This window comes from Natronomonas marina, from assembly GCF_024298905.1.
Classification (GTDB): domain Archaea; phylum Halobacteriota; class Halobacteria; order Halobacteriales; family Haloarculaceae; genus Natronomonas; species Natronomonas marina.
This window is the reverse complement of record NZ_CP101155.1, coordinates 1-18,891: the sequence shown is the minus strand read 5'-3', so window position 1 is coordinate 18,891 and position 18,891 is coordinate 1. Positions and strand designations below refer to the sequence as shown.

Here is an 18,891-nt window from a genome sequence, read left to right as displayed (position 1 = left end):
AAACAAGCCTCAGAAGAGGGCGATGCACGTGACACTCGACTCGCTTGCCGGTTTCTTACGCTGTCCTTTCGACTCGTCGTCGCAATCACCAACTATGAACGCGGAGAAAACTTGGCTGGGAGATGCTCAAAGCATTGATAGAGTTTATCACACGTTCGACGTTATATTAAGATATATCATGAAGCCCTCTGCATTTAGATTCATGCATCTCAGTCTCTCGCCGGAGCAGAAGCAAATCAAGGACATGGTCTCCGAGTTCGTGGACGAGGAGGTCGTCCCGCGGGCCTCGGAAATCGACCACGAGGACGAGTTCCCGAGGGACCTCGTCGACGAACTCGCCGACCTCGGGCTGATGGGGATGCCGTTCCCCGAGGAGTACGGCGGCGCCGGCCTCGACTACCACAGCTACCCGATGGCGCTCGAGGAGATCGCCCGGGGCTCGGGCGGCCTCGGCACCATCGTCGCCGCGCACATCTCGCTGGCCGGCAACATGGTGTACGCCTTCGGCGACGAAGCCCAGAAGGAGGAGTACCTCACCCCGCTCGCGGAGGGGGAGGACATCGGCGCGTTCGCTCTCTCCGAGCCGGGCGCCGGCTCCGACGTCCCCGCGATGGAGACGACCGCCGAGAAGGACGGCGACGGCTACCTCGTCAACGGCAACAAGCTCTGGATCTCGAACGGCTCGGTCGCGGACACCGTCACGCTGTTCGCGAAGACGGACCCCGACGCCGGCAACAAGGGCATCTCCTCGTTCGTCGTCCGCCCGGAGGAGGACGACGGCTTCATCGTTGAGGGGACGGAGGACAAGGTCGGCGACAAGGGCTGTCCGACCGCCGAACTCCGGTTCGACGACATGTGGATTCCCGAGGACCGGCTGCTCGGCGAGGAAGGCCGCGGGTTCGTCCACGCGCTCAAGACACTCAACGGCGGGCGCATCACCATCGCTGCCCGCTCGGTCGGCATCGCACAGGCCGCGCTCGACGCCGCCCTCGAGTACAGCCAGGACCGGGAGCAGTTCGACCAGCCCATCTCGAACTTCCAGTCCATCCAGCACAAACTCGCCGACATGGACACGAAGACCCGCGCCGCGCGCCTGCTGATGCACGACGCCGCCGACAAGAAGATTCGCGGGGAGAACTTCATCAAGGAGGCCGCACAGGCCAAACTCTACGCGAGCGAGGTGAGCCGCGAGGTCGCCAATGAGGGCATCCAGATCCACGGCGGCTACGGCTACACGAAGGACTTCCCCGTGGAGCGCTACTACCGCGACGCGAAGCTCAACGAGATTTACGAGGGCACCAGCGAGGTCCTCCGGAACACCATCGCAGAGCAACTTTTCCATTAATAAATGAAGCCGTGAGTTTCTGTTGGGACAAGATGGGGGCCATCCGTTCTATAGTAACCGTTAGAATTTTTTCTCGTAGATTGTCGTGCTGCGTTGAATAGTTGTTAAGTCACGGTTATAGAAGCTCAAACAACGGTTCGGTGTTCGAGATGGCGAACACCAGGATGATTCCCGGAGCTGGCCATTTGTGTTCGGTTAATCTTACTTCCGCGGTTCAGCTACTCAAGTCCAAATAGGCGATAGAACCGTGATTCAGCCGTATCCGAACGAAAGATGCCGCTTGCCGTCCGAAGCAGTACCAGTCATTCAGCAAACTAACGGGTATTTCTTCCGCTCAACAGATGTGTTCGCTCGGGCAAACGTCAGTTGCTCAGCTCGGTGGATACAGTACATTCGATCGATTTTACAGTGGCTCGGACGGATCAAGATTAAACCCCCGAAGTAGGATTAAGGCAGTAAGTGCCGATTTGCCAAGTCTCGAACTCTAACTGCAGGCGACCAAATAGCCGAAAGCAAGATTCTAGGCGGTGTTCGAATAAGGATGAAGAGTGAGGCGGAGCGAACTTCTAGTGGTCAATGCCAGAAATCGCCCGCCTCATCAGAGGTAGCGCCTGCTTCGAGTTAGATTTTCTGGAGCGAGAGGCGACACCCGAACCCGCGAAGAAGCTCGGTATCCGACTCCATCTGGCCTGACTATCACATTCTATTATAGTTCAATTCTTGACATATTGGGTGTCAAACGCTGTCGAACAACCGTTCACAACTGGGTGTAAAAGGCCAAACTACAGCCGCTCGATGGCGCGAACCCGGATCATGTCGCGGTTGACGAGACCGTGATCCAGCTGAACGACGAACGGTCCTGGCTGTACGCTGCTGTCGATTCCAACACGAACCGCTTGCTGAACGTCAAGCTTTCTCCGACTAGAAATCAAGCGATTATCGAGATATTTCTTATTGAACTCCGCGACAAATATCTCGTCGACGACGCGGTCGTTCTCGTCGATTCTGCACCGTGGCTGCAAGCAACACTGCACCGATACGGCCTCAATTACAGATACGAAAAACATGGTAATCGGAACAGCGTCGAACGTGTCTTTCAAGAACTAAAACGACGAACAAACCAGTTCTCAAACTGCTTCAGCCACTCCAAAGCAAGCAGCGTCGAAAATTGGCTTCAAGCGTTCGCTTTCGCATGGAACCAACTTATCTGAACACTACCGATTTCAGCTGCTGAGGTCAGGGTGGCATCCACCTTGGAAATATTACTGCCAGTGTTAACCGAACATCGATAGTGTGACCAGTATAAGTTCGTCTGCTGTTGCTAGTATATTTGATAATCATCCAGCGTTTGAACTCAAGTATCTAAACACTGCCTTGTCGACATCATCAACACTTAAATATTCACCACTGATAGAATTCCACATGACCTCCTCAAAATCGATAAAGTCGGTCCGAACCGCATTCGATATAATCCAACTACTCTCGGAGTTCAGCAATCTAACAGCTACGAAGCTTGCTGATGAGCTAGAGATGAACCGAAGCACTGTCCACGATTATTTACGGACCCTCACAGAGGAAGGTTATGTCATCAATTTGAATGGTGAATATTGTCTGAGTCACAAATTTTTGAACCTGGGAGGAAACCGACGGAAACGAAATGAGTTGTTTCGAACGGCTAGACCGGTACTTAGAGATCTCGCTACCTCAAAAGGTGCACCAGTAGTACTGACTATCGAAGAACGCGGATACGGTGTTGTCCTTTATACAGTAAGCGGAGAGAATATGCAGAACGCACTAATCCACGAAGGAACACATTTTCTTCTTCATTCAGCTGCACCTGGAAAAGCAATTCTCGCCCATTCCCCAGAAGAAAAAGTAGAGGACATAATTGAATCTCGGGGGCTTGCAGCGGTTACTGACCAGACTATTACTGATGAAAATGAGTTACAAAGCGAACTGAGAAACATAAGAAACCAAGAATACGCAATTGATCGCGAGGAGATTGGTATCGGATTACAAGGAATAGGAACAGCAATCACTGACTCAGAGAGTGGAGAAGTCGCGGGCGCAATATCAATGTATGTCCCTGCTAAGAAGTCACACCAGAAGGACATTATTGACTCTTTGTTAGAGGCCGCAAATGTTATTGAAGTCGAACTCTATTATCGTTAGTTCACATCGTTCCTGACGGCTAACTCGATTTTCCGGGGAAGAGAGGTTGGGTCCTCCCAGAAACTTGGACGACGGATGCGGAGATGGTTGTCTCACAGTAGTGAGAGCACAGTCGTCACATGTGAGAGTCAAAGCGGTCGCTCTCCAGAGAGCTACAACTGGATGTGGAGTGACTGACCCCCCGTTCAGTAGGCTATATATCGTAGGAACCCCAACACCATCGGTCAGAACTTCCCACTTCCGACGAAGCATCTCATCGAGGGCGTGGTCGATCCACCTCCAGAATACCTCAAAGCAGACGGATAGTGCTCGCCCGCCCCAGCGGGCAATCAGCCACAGATTCCGCAACAGGTAATTCACCAGTGTGAACACTAACCGAACGACTGGAGCGTCTCACCCAATCACTATAGTAGTCATTAGAAATAGCTACTCACTTTTGGAATAGAGAGTTGGTCGAGAGCTGTATCAATCGCTGTTGTCAGCTCGTCGAGTGACTTAAAGAGGCGGTTGCTAAGAGACGCTTGAAGCTGTCTCCAGCACTCTCCGACCGGGTTCAGTTCTAGCGAATAGCCGGTAACGTCACGAAGGCGGGGTCACGGGTGGTTAGGTCCGTGACGGCCGACGCCTAGAAGTACAGCGCTTCATCCAGCACCACGAGCAGGTCATCTTCGAACTCTTCACTTAATATAAGCATGATATGTTCGGCGTGGAAGGCGGTGACGTACTCTTTGAATTGGGAGAAAAAAAAAAAGGAACGCTCTTGTGAAGCACGTTGTTGATTTTCAGAGGGCAGCGTCGAGAGCATGTTTGAGTGCTTCGTCACCTGGTTTTCTGTAGAGTTCTTGCCGGAGCTGAAAGGCTCTGAGATACGGTGTTAGTTTGTCTTTTGACACTCCTCGGTGGGGCGAGAGCCACCGTCGCGTCAGCGACGCGTGGCTCTCGCAGGTATTGACGTGGATGTCGCCGTCAGCGTATTCTCCATCGCCGTGGACGACGTATTTGCGGGTGAAAGCGTCGTCTTCTTCGAGCGGATCGTAGGCCCGAAATCCGTCCGTATAGACGGTCAGCGACTCCTCGTCGTGGTCAGCAAGCAGGAGTCGAATCGTCGATTCGTCGGCGGATTTCGCTGGCACGACGTACCGGTCGCCAGAACCACGATCGGCCAGCGTAAACACCGGCGGTTTATCGCCGTCGTACGATCCTCGGCCACGCGTGGACAGGCCACGCGAGCGCGACTCCTGGTCGCGCTCGCGACCGCACCCACACGCCCGACAACACCGTGGCAGATCTGGCTTCACCTCGTTCATCCCGTTCTCACCGCTGTCGGATGGGAGGAGTGGCAGCGCGACCGAGACGTCCGGGAGTGGACGGTCACGTACACCAACGAGACATGCACTGTGACCGTCACCTGCCTCTCGCCCGCTCGCTGGCAGCAAGTAAGAGATGCACTCGGGGAATCGGCCCACCTCTGGAATCCGCAGGATGGTGAGATTGGCATCATCACCGACGGGTATCGGTGGGCGGTCGCGCGAACGGCAGCGGGGTCGGTGGAGCGACTGGCCGACATGGATCTGGCCGCGAGCTGGCATCGCCTCCGCCAGCGCGATGAAGCGATGGGCTACATGGCTGCTGTGACACATCACGTGTCACTACAACAAATCCGAGATCTCCTCTCTCCGAGTGGCTTAGGTCAGTGGCACCAGCGGAGTTGAGTGTATCTCCAAGCACCGGAACGACATCGCTGTTCGACACCCTCCTGCACAGGAACTAGCTCAGGTATCTTGAGCGCTTTCCACGAGGGAGTTCACGCAAGTATTCTTCCCATAGAACAAACATACTAAACACCTAATTTCCCAGCTGGTGTCAACCGACATTGCGAGTCTTCTACTACCCTACGGTGACAAACCGAATTATTACACGCACCCAGCGCTAGACGAGTTCTCCGGTCTCCATTGCCTGCGGATGACGACCCGGAATGACGGTCACATCGTGCGCTGGTAGGGTAAATCGATTGCCGATGATTATCTCGTCACTGACACTCGAAGCTTCGATGGTCGATTTATCGAGATTTGCGCTCGCAGCATGGGGCTCAACTCTGGACCTGAGGTAGTTGTCCCACAGTGGAGCACCAAGCCCAACAAGATAGTCGGAATTCAGTGCTGAGAGTTCTGCGTCGAACCAGTCGACATGTCCGGAGAGATTTGGCGAGGAATCGCCATCAAATCCAGTTGTCGCGAACTTGTAGAAGTTCGTCAGATATGCGTATTCTTCGCCACTAGTCTTCAGTTCGTCAGCAACGGTACTCGTACTGGTGGACGCATGTGGATTCGGAAGGTTCCCCTCAATGATGGCTTCTGCGAGTCGGTTGCGGAGTTTTGAGGCGTTCGCCTTCGACTCCTGTCTAAAGTATGAACTTCGGAGACATTCCTGCTCGCGTGCACGCATATCTGTTTCTGTGGCAAGCCGGTAGTTATCACTCTCAGCAATCCCCTCCGTTGCCAGTTGTGGATTGGTTAATGCCACCATCACAGATTTGTTGCCGACGACGATGGCGAGGAAGAAGTCTGCGAGGTCGTTGTCGCCCGTGAACAGGACAGCGAACTGCGCGACGATCGCCACGATCGAGGCGATGCCCTGTCCGAGTTGCATCGTGATGACGTCGCGGTTGTCGATGTGGGCGATTTCGTGGGCGATGACGCCCTCTAGTTCGTCGCGGTCGAGCAGCTGGATGAGTTCCCGAGAGATGACGACGGTACCGTTGCCGCGACGGCCAACCGCAAACGCGTTCGGTACGCCCATGCTGGCGATCTTCAGCGACGGTTTCTTCATATTCTTGTCGCGGCAGACCTGCTCGACGAACTGGTGAATCTGCGAGTACTGGGTCTCGGAGAGGTCCTCGGCACCGACGCTTCGTAAGGCAGCCCACTTCCCGATTTTGTACTGGATGCCGATGAGGAGGAGACTGCCGACGATGGCGATCGGGAGGATTCCCTGGCCGAACACCACCATCGCGACAGCAACAGCGACGAGATAGAACGCTGCGAGGATAGCACCGACGAATGCCATCCGGATCTTGAGCCCGAAATGTCTCATACGGGTTGGTTACGAAGTCAGTCTTATAAACCCGGTTACTACATAACGATTAGATCATCTATTGCTACGTCAGTGAAGTTCCTCGGCGCACCGGGTGCCTACGAGGTCGACTGGTGGAGTCCAGCACCCAGAGAGGACTGGGAGCCGGTCGAGTGTGGCGAGTTTGACGACTTCGAGGAGCTAGAAGACGTGTCACATCTGGCTTAGGGCGGCGGATTCCCTTTGCTAGATGAGAGGGCCACTTATCCGAGCAGGAAATGTAGAGCGTGGTGTATGCCCGAAGAAGTGCTGTTCAAATCCGAAAGCGCCCAGAGCCGGGACGAAATCGCGTCGTACCTCCGGAGCGTCGCCGAAAAGCTCGAACAGGGAGGTCCGATCACCCTGAAATCGGGGGCAGAGTCCGTCACGATGGATCCTCCAGCACGGCCGACATTCGAAGTGAAAGCCGAACGCGAAGGACCGACTGATGGCCCTGGAGAATTGAGCATCGAGTTCGAACTTGAATGGGACGAGAACAGTAAGGGCGGCGAGGGCAACTCTGGGAGTCTCGAGATCGAGTAGGTACGGCAAGGAGGTTCTAACGACCTTCACATCTCCGTTATATCAGTTCAGGTCGACACCTGCTGGTCGAGCGGGTCTTCGAGTTCGCCCATTACCGTTTCCAGAGCGTCGGTTGCGGTGAGGAGTCCCACGACGTCACCATCTTCGAGGACGAGCGCGAGTTCCTGGTCCTCGGCCTGGAACTGATCGAATGCATCGCTGACGTTCGTTTCCGCCGCGAGTGTCATTGGAGGGGCCGCGATCTCTTTGAAGGAGATGTCGCTGTCTACGAGATCCTCATAGTGGTCGATGATCGACGGTGCGTACACGATTCCGTGGAAGTCGGTCAGCTCCTCACCAACTAGTGGAAATCGGGTGTGTGGCGTGTTTCGGATGCAATCAAAGTTCTCGTCGACTGAGCGGGTGGTTGAGAGGGAGATAATGTCGTCTGCTGGAACCATAATCTCGCTGATCGAGAGTTCGTCGATGTCGAGTGCGCCAAGGACTTCGTCGCGGCGCTCCTCCGGAAGTTCGCCCTCTTCGAGAAGCGAGTGCAGGCGATTGCGGAGCTGGGCTCGTGATTCGAGGACCTCTTCTTCGGTTTCGAGCCACGCACCGGTCATCTCGACGCCGAACAGCTTGAGCGTGGCCTTGGCGATCCAGTCGCCGAATGTAATGAGCGGAGAGATAAGCCAATTGAACCAGTACAGAGGTGTGGCCCCGTACCGACACACCATCCGGGAGCGTTCAACGCCGAGATACGTCGGTGTCTGCTCGCCGTGGGTGAGATGCAGGAGATTGATGATCGCAAAGGCGATGATCGCACCTGCACCGATGGACGCCAGTGCGGTATTGGCAAAGTACGGTTCGAAGAGCGCGGCGAGAGCCGGCTCGGCTACGATCCCGACTGCGATACTGGAGGCCGTAATACCAACCTGGCACGTGGTCAGATAGATCTCCAGATTATTCGTCATCTCCCAGGCCCGTTCGAGAGTCGGATTTCCGTCGACGAATTCCGCTTCACTAAATTGACGCGCTCGTGTCAACGCGAACTCGATCGCTACGAAAAAGCCGTTGGTCAGTATGAGGAGAACGCCAGCAACTAGGCGGAGCGTCAGCTCAAGCGGGGTCATTACCCCACGCTACTGGATCAGGTGGTATATAAGCACAGGAATCTCAGCGAAATTCGGTGATTGAAACTAATGGCACCCTCTCACGTTTGATCCATCAGAAGGGCTATACCAGCTTGTTAAACAATGAGCAACGTAGGTATATGGTAGCGTCACTCGACACAGCCCACTTCGATATTGGATTCTATGCTCTCCAGGCCACTTCCAGAAATCTCTACTCCGAGATGTCGATCACGCTCATTGGAAGTGTGGTTCTCTTCGTGCTCCTCGTCCTCTCTGCGTTCTTTTCGTCCTCGGAAATTGCGTTGTTCTCGCTTGCCAAGCACCGCATTGATGCACTGGTCGAAAAAGGCAGCCCTGGTGCCACCACGGTTGCCGATCTGAAGTCGAACCCCCACCGACTACTTGTGACGATTCTCGTGGGCAACAATCTGGTCAACATCGCGATGTCCTCGATATCGACCGCCATCGTCGGCTTCTACTTCGACCCGGGTCCTGCGGTGCTCATCTCAACGTTCGGGATTACGGCAATCGTTCTGCTATTCGGCGAAAGCGCCCCGAAATCCTACGCTGTCGAGAACACCGAATCGTGGGCGCTCCGGATCGCACGCCCGCTCAAACTCGCCGAGTACATCTTGTTCCCACTCGTCATCGTGTTCGATTACCTCACACGGCTCGTCAATCGCGTGACGGGCGGACGAGCAGCAATCGAGGACTCGTACGTGACTCGCGATGAGATCCAGGAGATGATTCGGACGGGCGAGCGCGAGGGCGTCATCGACGAAGATGAACGAGAGATGTTTCAGCGTATCTTCCGCTTCCGAAACACGATCGCCAAGGAGGTCATGACTCCACGGTTGGACATCACTGGAATCGAGAAGACGGAGACGCTCCACGATGCGATTACCAAGTGTCTCGAAAGCGGGCACAGGCGACTCCCTGTCTACGCAGAAACGCTCGACAACATCGTCGGAACTGCAGACATACACGAACTGACCCGGGCACAGCAGCGTGGCACTCCCGGAGAGACGCTCGTTGGCGACCTCGAACTACTGGACCCGCCCCAGCATATGCCTGAGAGTAAGTCCGTCGACGAACTGCTCGAAGAGATGCAGACGTCGCGAACGCAGATGGCGGTGGTCATCGACGAGTTCGGGACGACGGAGGGACTCGTGACGGTCGAAGACCTCACGGAGGAGATTGTCGGTGAAATCCTCGAAGGCCGGGAACAAGCCCCGATTACGGAACTCGACGACACGACGGCGCTCGTGCGTGGAGACGTCGACATTGGCGAGGTCAACGAGACGCTCGAACTAGAACTGCCGGATGGGGAAGAGTTCGAGACGATCGCGGGACTCCTGTTTAATCGGGCGGGCAGGTTAGTCGAGCAGGGAGAAACGTTCGACTGTGATGAGGTTCGACTACGGGTCGAATCAGTTGACCAGACCCGCATAACGCAAGTTCGGATTCAAACGGGAGAGGTGGACACCCAATCGCGTGGCGGAACCGAATCCCGAGAAAAACTGTCCGTCGAGCGTTCGACCGGTGAGTAACCAGATGTATCCGTCACTCACCGTTGTGAACCGATTTTCCGCGAATCCGCGCCCACTCTACATCTCATTGAGTGAGGTTACAACCGTACTGCTGGAGTACGGCCACGCCGCCATTGATAGCGCGACGGGCTGGCCGGGATTGGGGATTATTTTCGTCTATTCGTTTTTGATTGCATTCGCGCTTCCCGGCCCAAGCGAGGTTGTGCTTGCGGCACCACTCGATCTCGGGCTACCCCTCTGGACTCGGTTGGGTGTCATCATGGGCGTAAGCGCGACGGGAAAGGCCGTTGGTAGTCTCGTTGCGTTTCACCTCGGTCAGGAGGTGAAACACGCGGGGCCCGTCGTTCGGTGGTTACGTCGCTCTCGGTTCGACATTCTCGAGTGGTCGGAACGGCGGACGATGACGCTCGCTCGGCAGTACGGATACGGTGGCTTAGCGCTCGCGCTGTGTGTACCCTTCTTCCCGGATACGCTGTCGATCTACGCGTTTTCGATCCTCGAAGAAGATTATGTGAAGTTCGCAATCGCGACGTTCATCGGTAGTCTTGGCCGACTTGTCGTCACGATAGGCTTCTTTGGCGGAGTTATCACCATCATCTAAGACGGGTATTTACGCGAATCGTCACGACTGGGAGACGTGAGCGACTGACGGCTACACCAGGAGGGAGAATATGGTTCATCGGTAGCCGACGGGGTGAGAACGAGCTGGAGCCTTCCATCGAGTGACCCCCAACGAACAGGGCATACTGTACAATTGCTCAGCTGTGGCTTTGGCGACGCAAAAAATCACGATCGCTGAGGCGACGCCCGGTGACGGCTATACAACTGAAGGCCGTGGTTTACGACTCCCTAGCGACCGTAATGACAGGTACCGGTGCAGACCGCGCTGTCTTCTCCGCGACGCTGCCGAGGAGGATTCGATCCGTCCCACGTCGCCCCGTGGTCCCCATCACGACGGCGTCAATGTCATTCGAGTCGATGCATTCGAGGATTTCCTCCGCAGGATCACCGTGTTCGATGTGCGTGACGGTGTTCCGGACACCATACGAGTCTGCTTCCGATCCCAGGTCATCGACAGCGTCGGTCGCGGCCTGTTCACCGTCCGATTCAGAGGCTGCTGAGCGGACGTCCAAGCCGAGTGAGGCGTCGTCCACGACCGACAGTGCGTGAACGGTCGCATCAACCGCCGCCGCGAGCGACAGACCGTGTTCAGCGGCATGTACCGCCCCAGTGCTTCCGTCCGTTGGAATGAGGATATTCTCATACGGAAACGCCAGTCGTTCGTCGGGTTGCATCCGTGCCGTCAGGACCGGGACCGAAGACAGACGGATGACTTTCTCGGTGACACTGCCGATGATGTAGCGAGAGAGACCCTCGCGACCGTGCGTTGGCATCACGACCAGGTCATAGTCGTATCGCTCTGCATACTCGGCAATCGTCGGTGCTGGGTTCCCCTGGATGACGTCCGTGTCGTAGTCGACACCTCGGGCTGTTAGTGCATCCGCCGCTTCCTCGACCGTGGTTTCGCCTTGCTGTGCGAGTGCGTCGACGGTTCGTCCCTCAACGACAGTCACGGAGTCGCGCGTCGTGTCTGCGACAAAGAGGACGTGAACCGTGGCGTCTACCCAGTCTGCGATGTCAGCGGCGTGCTCAAGGATGGCTGATGCACCGTCGCTCCCATCGTACGGGAAGAGAATGTCCTCGTACATAGTCCAGTACCGAGGGCTATGATGGGACATCGCTAATGGTTTTGCATCAACTGACCCCCCGAGACGTCATAGAGTCCATTAGCTGTATATCTCTTCAGGAGCAGAAGGAACTTCACAGAGAGCAGACTGTGGTATGTGAGGCTCTATTAGTCTAGAACGGAGAATATCAGTACCAATGGCTCAGAACGCGACATTCGAAGTGTTTCAGGACAACGCAAACGAGTGGCGGTGGCGCCTTCGAGGCGGCTATCGATGGCGGTATATCTTTGATCGCGATCCCAGTCGAATAGCCTACGCTTAGTCTCATTTTTCGACGTGGTGTGGTCCGCGATGAGTTCCAGGGAATCATCACGACGACGTGCTACTCCAACGACAGGGAATGGAGTCTGTAGGCCGTCTTCTGGTGGGACGAGCTACCCATATCCACGCGCTCGTCTATCGCCTCTGGGATTTCGATACAGTCAGGGTGGTTAACGCTCACATCTTGTTCTCACAGATCAGCGACTGTCATCACACGCATTGAGCAGTCGATCTCATCTCCCGAAGGGGCGTTGTTGCGGGGCAGTACTGAACTCCCACTCTTTTTGATCGTAAGTAGTTTCCATAATTTTCTGCTGAGGGGCAATACAGTTACCTGAAACGCTTAGCTCCAGACCAGCTGTTGACCATCATCAAGATCTCGATACGCTGATTTTGTCATCGCTATCGCAGTCTTGTATGAGTGGTTCTGAGACCCCCCGTACTAACTCGAGTCCTCGTATGCGCTACCTGTGTGAAGCGTACCAACTTGGGATTGCCATCCGCAATGAACTCGAAGGCACCGACCTCGTTACGGCGTTCGAGAACCTCGATCAGTCGATTGATGCTATCGAAGACGGGTATCCAGCGTGGCATCCTGCCCCACTCTCCTTACGCGCGATGGTGCTCTCGTTCATCTTCATGGAGATCACGGGCGACTCGTACGCAGCCTTCACCCGACGACTGAAGCAGCAACCGGAAGTAGTCAATCTTCTTGGGTTCAGCCGTGTGCCTGATGATTCGGCCTTCTCGCGGGCGTGGCGCAATCGATTCGACGATGCTGTCCAGGAATACGTGCAGACTGCGGCTCACTTCGTCGTCAAAGAGGTCCACGATTTCGACATCCCTGCACCCGAAGTGCGCCCCAAGGCAGAAATCGTCGACGAGCCTTCAGTAGAGGAGGACTCAGTAGAAGAAGAGTCGTTCTCCCAGGACGAGATTCTTCAGACGACGCGACTCGCCCGTGATCACGCTTTTGGCTACTTCGAGTCTGGCCGGGCCGCGAACGCATCTTACGAGGACACGCGGTTTTTCGAGTTACAGACCTTCATGGGGATGGTTGGATGTGGAACCGCCCAAGGCGCTGCCCGCTTCCAGTATCGACGAGGCGCAGACTACGGCCCGCATGGCGATACCCACCTCCGTGCAGTCAAACAGTTCGCTCCCGAGGAACTCGTGACCGGATTCAATGAGACGACTGATTGCTTGCTCTCGGTCATCGCCTCGGAAGCCTCGTTCCGCCGGCCAGTGACCGCTGCGATCGACATCACCACCATTCCGTACTACGGCGGTGTCGAGGAGATGCCGATGGTGAGCGGGACGAAAGATGATGGGAGTCGCGCGTTCAAGTTCGCCACACTCTCGATTGTCGGATGGAATATCCCACTCGTCCTGGCTGTCGAGCCGGTGCGAGAGAGTTCAGCGTGGGACGAGAACCCGCCGAACCAAATTCACCGGGTCGTCCGTCGGCTTGTCAAGCGGGCGAAAGAGCACGTTCCCATCGAGACGGTCCTGTGTGACCGGGAGTTCGATTCCATGCGCGTCTTCCAGACTCTCTCGAACCTTGATGTCAACTATCTCATTCCCAAGCGGATCACCAGCGCCGAACGCGAGGTGATAGAGCAGATGGACGAGGACGATCAGGAAGTCGCTGTTGAATCGGCGTCCGTCCATGTGGAGGCAGGGTCACACCCGATCCAGTTCCTGTACGTCCCGTCGACGAGTGGTAAGGGAACTACTGTCTTCGCAACGAACCTACGAGTAGGACCGGATGAAGCCGAAACGTTCTGTCGCCGGTACAGTCGTCGCTGGCAAATCGAGAACGAGTACAAGAGCATCAAGGGTGATTTCCTTGCGAAGACGTCCTCGAAGGACTATCGTGTACGGCTGTTCTATTTCGTGTTCGCGGTGTTGCTGTATAACATCTGGCGGCTGACGGACTTTCTCCTGAAAGCGGGCGTCGACGGAGAAATGAATTACGCGCCCGTACTGACGGCAGGTGAGTGTGTTGAGATCGTCGTTTCGGTGTTGATCCCACCCGACTAACCGGCTGAGTCCTCGTTGAGTCTGCTGCTTAGGAGTGGCGACACTATTCAGCAGCGCGTGAACCCATGCAATTTCTCACGTCTATCCGTTAGTTGCGCCCGTGAAGGTTCGATATCGACCCATAACCGTGAGAAGAATCACGAGTCGACGAAGATTTGAGCCAAATCTAGCCTATCCTCCGAAACTGTGGGAACCACAGGGCTGAATTTAGATATAGCGGTATATGGTTTATTCCCACAGAACATTATTCTGGTGGTTACTGTCCGGTTGTCGTTTTCTCACGCAGAAAACAGCACAGGACAACCTATAAGTAAATCGAACGAAACGCTCTATCCACCGAAACCACCTGACTTAGAATCGCTACCGCACGGAGCACGTCCGCTCCTACTGGCGGTTAACGCCGAGCGGGGATGAGCGAGATTCAAAACACGACTGGGAAAAGGTTCAAGGTAGTACATCGAATAGTAATACTATAATGAGTACAACCAACGAAGGCCGAATCGTGAACCTGAGTCAGAAAGGCCAGGCGACGATTCCCAAAGAACTTCGAGAGAAGCACGGAATCGAACCGGGCAGCAGGGTCCGCATCCGCGAAAACGAGCAGGGAGAGATCGTCGTTGAACCACTCCCCAGCCTCCAAGACTTCCGTGGAGCCGCAACCACGGCAGAGCGCGGGACGGCCATCCTTCGTGAGGAGCGGAAGGCCGACGAGGAGCGAAGTCAACGCCTCGAGAGAGACAACTAATGGATCACGTCGTATTCGACGCAGAACCGCTGATTGCCTATTACTGGGACGAGCCTGGGAGTGATGCCGTCGAAGCGATTATCGACCGCGTAGAAGACGGCCAGCTGAAGGGGTCAGTGAATACGGTGACGTGCACCGAAGTGCGATACGTATGCGGACGAGACGACCCGCAGACGGCGCAGGCATACGTAACTCGGATTCGAAACTGGTGTGATGTCGTTACCGCCGAAGACGTCTGGGAATCGGCCGCCGATTACAAACGCGACTACAACGTCGCACTCGGAGACGCCTTTACGCTAGCCACAGCAGCGATGAAAGAGGCGACAGCCTACACGGGTGCTGACGACGATTTCGACGACGTCGACGTGACTGTGAAGCGATTTCGCGAAGATGGTGTATGAGCGGCTCAAGTCCCTGACCCACACCAATGACCGAGGCGACCGACACCCCACGCTACAGCACGATGGATCTCGAGGACGCCGAGGCCTTCTACCACGACGAGATCACGCCGCAGATGCGCGCTGAGGCACTTGCTCCTGAGCACGAAGCCCCTACCTATTCGTGGCTCGAATCGCACTTTCCGGGGTTCATCAAACATCTCTCGCGGCGATTCGACCTCTCACCGGGTGACTTCTACGAGAAGATCGACGTTCCGGTTGAGTCCAAGCCGGAGGAGGGGCCGTTTGATTTCGTCGACGACGACGAGACGTGTGCAGCCCTCGAGGACTATCTCGTCGAGCTGCGCGATCGGCAGGGACGGGCGGAGTCGACGGTCGCCACACGCCGCTCTGCGCTCCGCCTGTACGTCCGGACGTACAAGGACGTCAATGGCACCGATGATCTGCTCGAACCACTTCACGACGACGCTGCGCGGGCCGACGAGATGGATCGTGTCGCGGATACGTTCGACGTCCTGCGTCGCCGCGAGGATACGCTGACAACGCACGCGTCGCGACGGAAGTATGTTCAAGAAGTTCGGCAGTTCTACACCCATCAGGTGACGTTCAAAGGCGCACGTCACAACCCGACCGACCAGCTGGAACGTCGCTTTGGGTGGGATTCGACGCCTGAGTGGGACAATCAGGCTCTTGAGGCTGATCAGATACGAACACTCTATCAGACAGCCACCGATCCGGTCGACCGCCTCATCGTGATTGGGGTCTGCGGGTGGGGGCTTCGACCGAGCGAGGTTGCGTCGCTACGCGTTGACCAGCTGGTTCTCGATCCACCAGAAGACGACACTGAGGCCGGACCGTACATCGAATTCGGGAGTGAGCGGAAAAACGGACCCGGGACGGTCGCACTCCTCACGGGTGTTGAAGATGCAACCGCACGGATCGACACCGTCGTTGAGGAGGCGGGCGACGACTGGATGGGCTCTGTGTTCCCGTCTTCATCTGCGGAGAGCGGGCACCTATCGACGTCGACGGTTCGACGTCGATTCAAGAACCTCGCAGAACGCGCTGGAGTGACTGTCGATGGGGAGGTTCCGACGCCGAAGATGGGGCGACGATACTGGTACACGGCGTACGGAGAGGCGGTACGCCGGGTGGCCGAGCGGTTTGCGGATGTCGCTGAGGAGCAGGGGTCGAAGTCGGCGGAAGTCGTCTTGGATAACTACCTCTCAGAAGCGGAGAAGCGCCGGCATCGCCGTGAGGAGATGCGAGAGGATCTTGAGGGCCTCTTCGCAGGGGCGGTGTTGGTCGATGACGAATAGAGATCGGAATAAGTACTCACACATTCTCCCAGCTTTTCTCTTCTCGCTTTTAGAACCGCTAAGACCGATACAACTGTCGATGTCGAGCTTGATCCACCCTGCAATCTCTTATTGGAAGAGGCTGCCGCACTCGTGGTGATGGATTTCTAAAGGTCCCTCGGTTGGACTGTCTTCCTGTTATCTTCTTCTGCACGTCGCGCAGCTTGCTCTATCAGTTCGGCTACTTCCTCATCGAGGGCCTCGTAGAAGTCAGCGGACACGTTGTGACCAGCCAGTTGCTCCTTCACGGCGGCTTTAACCACAAATCGCGGAGTTGCGCCGGACCCTGAGGAGATGGACTGCTTTTCCTCATATGGTCTGAGGTTCTCCTCCTCAATTTCTTGCTCGTCACCTTCTTCGGCGTCCACTTCTGCAGGAGTATGTGTTGGAGTACCAGATGTAGTGCCACCCGTTGGTTCTGGGTAGCCACCATCTCCAAGCAACGTCTCTCCATCGTAGATCTTGGCGACACCAAGGCCACCGAGTGCTATGAGGATCGCGCCTATATTGATCAAAACAGACGCGCTGATCAGGCCTTTATCTGGGAGAAGATCCATAATACCACCAAGAATCGAAAGAATGCCAAATACCTCTACTGCTATCATAAACAGCAGCAGACGGTTGGGATTGGCCATAATCGGATATGAGGTACTAACTCGTTAAATCCGTAAATATCTGTCTGATAGTCTATTTATTTGGCCGATATACGGACTCGCTGGTCTGAGGGATACCGGCTGAATCCCTTTTGTTGCTTTGCCAAAAAGCAGTGCCGGCGACAGTTAGTCGAGTTCTAGTTCTTCTTTCAGCTGAGGGCTCTGGAGTCCGGCCCGAAAGACGGCGTTGAAGAAGTCCTTGTTCTTCGAGAGATCCTCGCCATGTGCGGCGAAATACTCGGTATCGAGCTCCTTGTACTTCACACGCATCTCCTGATAGACGCTTTCGTAGAGATAGACGTTCACATTGTGAAGGTCGCGAACAACAAGACCCTTCGCGTCTGCGTCAAGGGCCATCTGCCGGACAGTCTCCCCCTCGGCTTGCATAGCAGTGTCGTCGATCTCATCTGCCGTGTCTGGTATATCTGAGGTATCTGCCGTATCTTCAGCATCTTCGACATCGGACGTGGCGGACGAGGATTCGTCGTCAGAGGTATCTTCTATATCTGAAGTATCTGACGTATCTGGGGCGTCTGCGTCTTCCGCAGTATTGGACGTAATGGATGCCGATTCTTCGTCGGCTGTATCTGAGGTATCTTCTGTGTCTTTCGTCTTTGTACCGCCGCCTCGAACTTCGTCCATACTCCAAACGTCGCTTTTCCGCTCCTCGAGTTCGTCGTCGCCGTCATTGCTGCTCATGCTTCCACCTCCGTAGTGTGACGTTCGAGCATTTTCGCGATCTCGGTGTAGGCTTCGCGTGCGTCCTCGGTCTTCGCGTCGTCCTCGTGAAGGAAGATAGAGACGCCGTTGTTCCAAGCACGCCGGATAGCGACGCGCTCAGGGACCTGGAAGACGTCGTATGGAGCGTCATTGAAGAACTCGATCATCTGCTTGGTATCGTTGTTCTGGACGCTCTCGACAGCGTTGATGACAATCCCAAGGATGTCGATGGTATCGATCTGGCCCGGGAAACTGTTTGAGAGATAGGCGATCTCTTCGTTCATCTTCTCGATCGCACGGATGGAACGTCGGGTTGGTTCAACGGGGATGAGGACTTGTTCGGCAGTGAGGAGGGCATTATCAAGGATTTGACTGAGATCAGGCGGGCAGTCAATGAGGATGAAGTCATAGTCGTGGTCAAGCTCGTCGACGGCAATTTTGAGTCGCATTTCGCTGTTTGCGACCTGAGTGACGAGCATATCTTTGAGCCCGTCCATTGCTTTATTGGACGGAATGACGTCGAATTCGTCGTGATGCTCGATAATTTCATTGATCTCCTCGGTGCGTGTTGGTTCGACCATCACTTGGTGGAGAGACGGGATCTTCTGATCGTAGAGGTCACGGAAGCCCGTGCCTTCGGTGAGGGTTCCCTGCGGGTCGGCATCGATGAGGAGGACATCGTGGCCTTGGTTCGCGAGCGCACCACCGAGGTTGATGGTGGTAGTGGTCTTTCCGACCCCACCTGCTTGATTTGAGATGGCGATTATCTGCGTCATATGACCTATGTATCTGAGGCGTCTGATATAATTGTTTGTCAGACGTACCTGCTGTATCTGACGTATCTGAGAAGATTGATCGAGGGATGAGACAGGTTGAGAAGTTCTTGGGAGGAACCTATCTGGTGTATCTGAGATATCTGACGCATCTAACACTATTCCCGTAAACACGGCATCTCACTACGGTATCTGAGATAACTGATAGCTGGTCCGTAAGTAGTGAAACTGAGATGACTGATGTATCTGAGGTATCTGGGAATGAGATAGATAGCTCAATGGTGGCCGACTTCCCTTGCTGATATATCTGCCATATCTGAGATTGCTGAGGTTCCCAACGTGACGGCTCTGTGGTGACT

The 18,891-nt window shown here is 55.4% G+C and carries 14 protein-coding genes and 5 pseudogenes; 11 read left to right on the top strand and 8 right to left on the bottom strand.

Annotated elements, in window-relative coordinates; genetic code table 11:
- Nucleotides 1-202 precede the first annotated feature (202 nt).
- The 3 genes and pseudogenes from NLF94_RS20150 (at nt 203) to NLF94_RS20140 (ending at nt 3,517) form a co-directional block, all read left to right on the top strand.
- The gene (locus tag NLF94_RS20150) at nt 203-1,345 is read left to right on the top strand and encodes an acyl-CoA dehydrogenase (protein WP_246989507.1); all 1,143 of its coding nucleotides are present in this window, start codon (nt 203-205) and stop codon (nt 1,343-1,345) included.
- Between the two features lie 576 nt (nt 1,346-1,921).
- Nucleotides 1,922-2,556: pseudogene (locus NLF94_RS20145) on the top strand (IS6 family transposase).
- A gap of 211 nt (nt 2,557-2,767) precedes the next feature.
- Nucleotides 2,768-3,517, top strand: a complete 750-nt coding sequence (locus tag NLF94_RS20140) for an IclR family transcriptional regulator (protein ID WP_246989506.1) — start codon at nt 2,768-2,770, stop codon at nt 3,515-3,517.
- Nucleotides 3,518-3,933: 416 nt separating this feature from the next.
- Here NLF94_RS20140 and NLF94_RS20135 read toward each other — a convergent pair.
- The 3 pseudogenes from NLF94_RS20135 to NLF94_RS21095 form a co-directional block, all read right to left on the bottom strand.
- Nucleotides 3,934-4,262, bottom strand: a pseudogene (locus tag NLF94_RS20135) (transposase); the annotation flags it as partial.
- Between the two features lie 37 nt (nt 4,263-4,299).
- A pseudogene (locus tag NLF94_RS20130) lies at nt 4,300-4,773 on the bottom strand (IS1595 family transposase); the annotation flags it as partial.
- A gap of 1,216 nt (nt 4,774-5,989) precedes the next feature.
- Nucleotides 5,990-6,583 (bottom strand): annotated as a pseudogene (locus tag NLF94_RS21095) (M48 family metalloprotease); the annotation flags it as partial.
- 99 nt (nt 6,584-6,682) lie between these two features.
- Here NLF94_RS21095 and NLF94_RS20825 point away from each other — a divergent pair.
- Together NLF94_RS20825 and NLF94_RS20120 are read left to right on the top strand one after the other, a co-directional pair.
- Nucleotides 6,683-6,817: pseudogene (locus tag NLF94_RS20825) on the top strand (DUF7567 family protein); the annotation flags it as partial.
- A 66-nt stretch (nt 6,818-6,883) separates the two neighbouring features.
- Nucleotides 6,884-7,171: an amphi-Trp domain-containing protein gene (locus NLF94_RS20120; RefSeq protein WP_049987556.1), complete on the top strand. Its 288-nt coding sequence runs from the start codon at nt 6,884-6,886 to the stop codon at nt 7,169-7,171.
- Between the two features lie 47 nt (nt 7,172-7,218).
- On the opposite strand, the gene NLF94_RS20115 is transcribed toward NLF94_RS20120, so the two are convergent.
- On the bottom strand, nt 7,219-8,283 hold the full coding sequence (locus tag NLF94_RS20115) for a CNNM domain-containing protein (RefSeq protein WP_049987555.1): 1,065 nt from the start codon (nt 8,281-8,283) through the stop codon (nt 7,219-7,221).
- A gap of 221 nt (nt 8,284-8,504) precedes the next feature.
- Here NLF94_RS20115 and NLF94_RS20110 point away from each other — a divergent pair, with 221 nt between their 5' ends.
- Both NLF94_RS20110 and NLF94_RS20105 read left to right on the top strand, forming a co-directional pair.
- The gene (locus NLF94_RS20110; RefSeq protein ID WP_254841557.1) at nt 8,505-9,833 is read left to right on the top strand and encodes a hemolysin family protein; all 1,329 of its coding nucleotides are present in this window, start codon (nt 8,505-8,507) and stop codon (nt 9,831-9,833) included.
- Nucleotides 9,826-10,434: a YqaA family protein gene (locus tag NLF94_RS20105; RefSeq protein ID WP_254841518.1), complete on the top strand. Its 609-nt coding sequence runs from the start codon at nt 9,826-9,828 to the stop codon at nt 10,432-10,434. Before NLF94_RS20110 ends, NLF94_RS20105 begins: the two co-directional genes overlap by 8 nt.
- Before the next feature lie 238 nt (nt 10,435-10,672).
- On the opposite strand, the gene NLF94_RS20100 is transcribed toward NLF94_RS20105, so the two are convergent.
- The gene (locus NLF94_RS20100; protein ID WP_254841517.1) at nt 10,673-11,542 is read right to left on the bottom strand and encodes a universal stress protein; all 870 of its coding nucleotides are present in this window, start codon (nt 11,540-11,542) and stop codon (nt 10,673-10,675) included.
- 759 nt (nt 11,543-12,301) lie between these two features.
- Between NLF94_RS20100 and NLF94_RS20095 the strand changes: the two genes are divergently transcribed.
- The 4 genes from NLF94_RS20095 (at nt 12,302) to NLF94_RS20080 (ending at nt 16,347) form a co-directional block, all read left to right on the top strand.
- Complete coding sequence (locus NLF94_RS20095; protein WP_254841516.1) at nt 12,302-13,885, top strand: transposase; 1,584 nt, start codon at nt 12,302-12,304, stop codon at nt 13,883-13,885.
- 475 nt (nt 13,886-14,360) lie between these two features.
- Nucleotides 14,361-14,630, top strand: a complete 270-nt coding sequence (locus NLF94_RS20090; protein ID WP_254841515.1) for an AbrB/MazE/SpoVT family DNA-binding domain-containing protein — start codon at nt 14,361-14,363, stop codon at nt 14,628-14,630.
- On the top strand, nt 14,630-15,031 hold the full coding sequence (locus tag NLF94_RS20085; protein WP_254841514.1) for a PIN domain-containing protein: 402 nt from the start codon (nt 14,630-14,632) through the stop codon (nt 15,029-15,031). The genes NLF94_RS20090 and NLF94_RS20085 overlap by 1 nt, the downstream gene beginning before the upstream one ends.
- Nucleotides 15,032-15,057: 26 nt before the next feature.
- Nucleotides 15,058-16,347 carry a tyrosine-type recombinase/integrase gene (locus NLF94_RS20080; protein WP_254841513.1) on the top strand — a complete coding sequence of 430 codons (1,290 nt, stop codon included), beginning with the start codon at nt 15,058-15,060 and terminating at the stop codon, nt 16,345-16,347.
- Between the two features lie 146 nt (nt 16,348-16,493).
- Here the strand turns inward: NLF94_RS20080 and NLF94_RS20075 are convergent, their stop codons facing one another.
- From NLF94_RS20075 to NLF94_RS20065, 3 genes are all read right to left on the bottom strand, one after another.
- Nucleotides 16,494-16,649, bottom strand: a complete 156-nt coding sequence (locus NLF94_RS20075; RefSeq protein WP_254841556.1) for a DUF1931 domain-containing protein — start codon at nt 16,647-16,649, stop codon at nt 16,494-16,496.
- A 516-nt stretch (nt 16,650-17,165) separates the two neighbouring features.
- On the bottom strand, nt 17,166-17,738 hold the full coding sequence (locus NLF94_RS20070; protein WP_254841512.1) for a DUF8160 family protein: 573 nt from the start codon (nt 17,736-17,738) through the stop codon (nt 17,166-17,168).
- Nucleotides 17,735-18,535: a ParA family protein gene (locus tag NLF94_RS20065; protein ID WP_123538933.1), complete on the bottom strand. Its 801-nt coding sequence runs from the start codon at nt 18,533-18,535 to the stop codon at nt 17,735-17,737. The genes NLF94_RS20070 and NLF94_RS20065 overlap by 4 nt, the downstream gene beginning before the upstream one ends.
- Between the last annotated feature and the right edge of the window lie 356 nt (nt 18,536-18,891).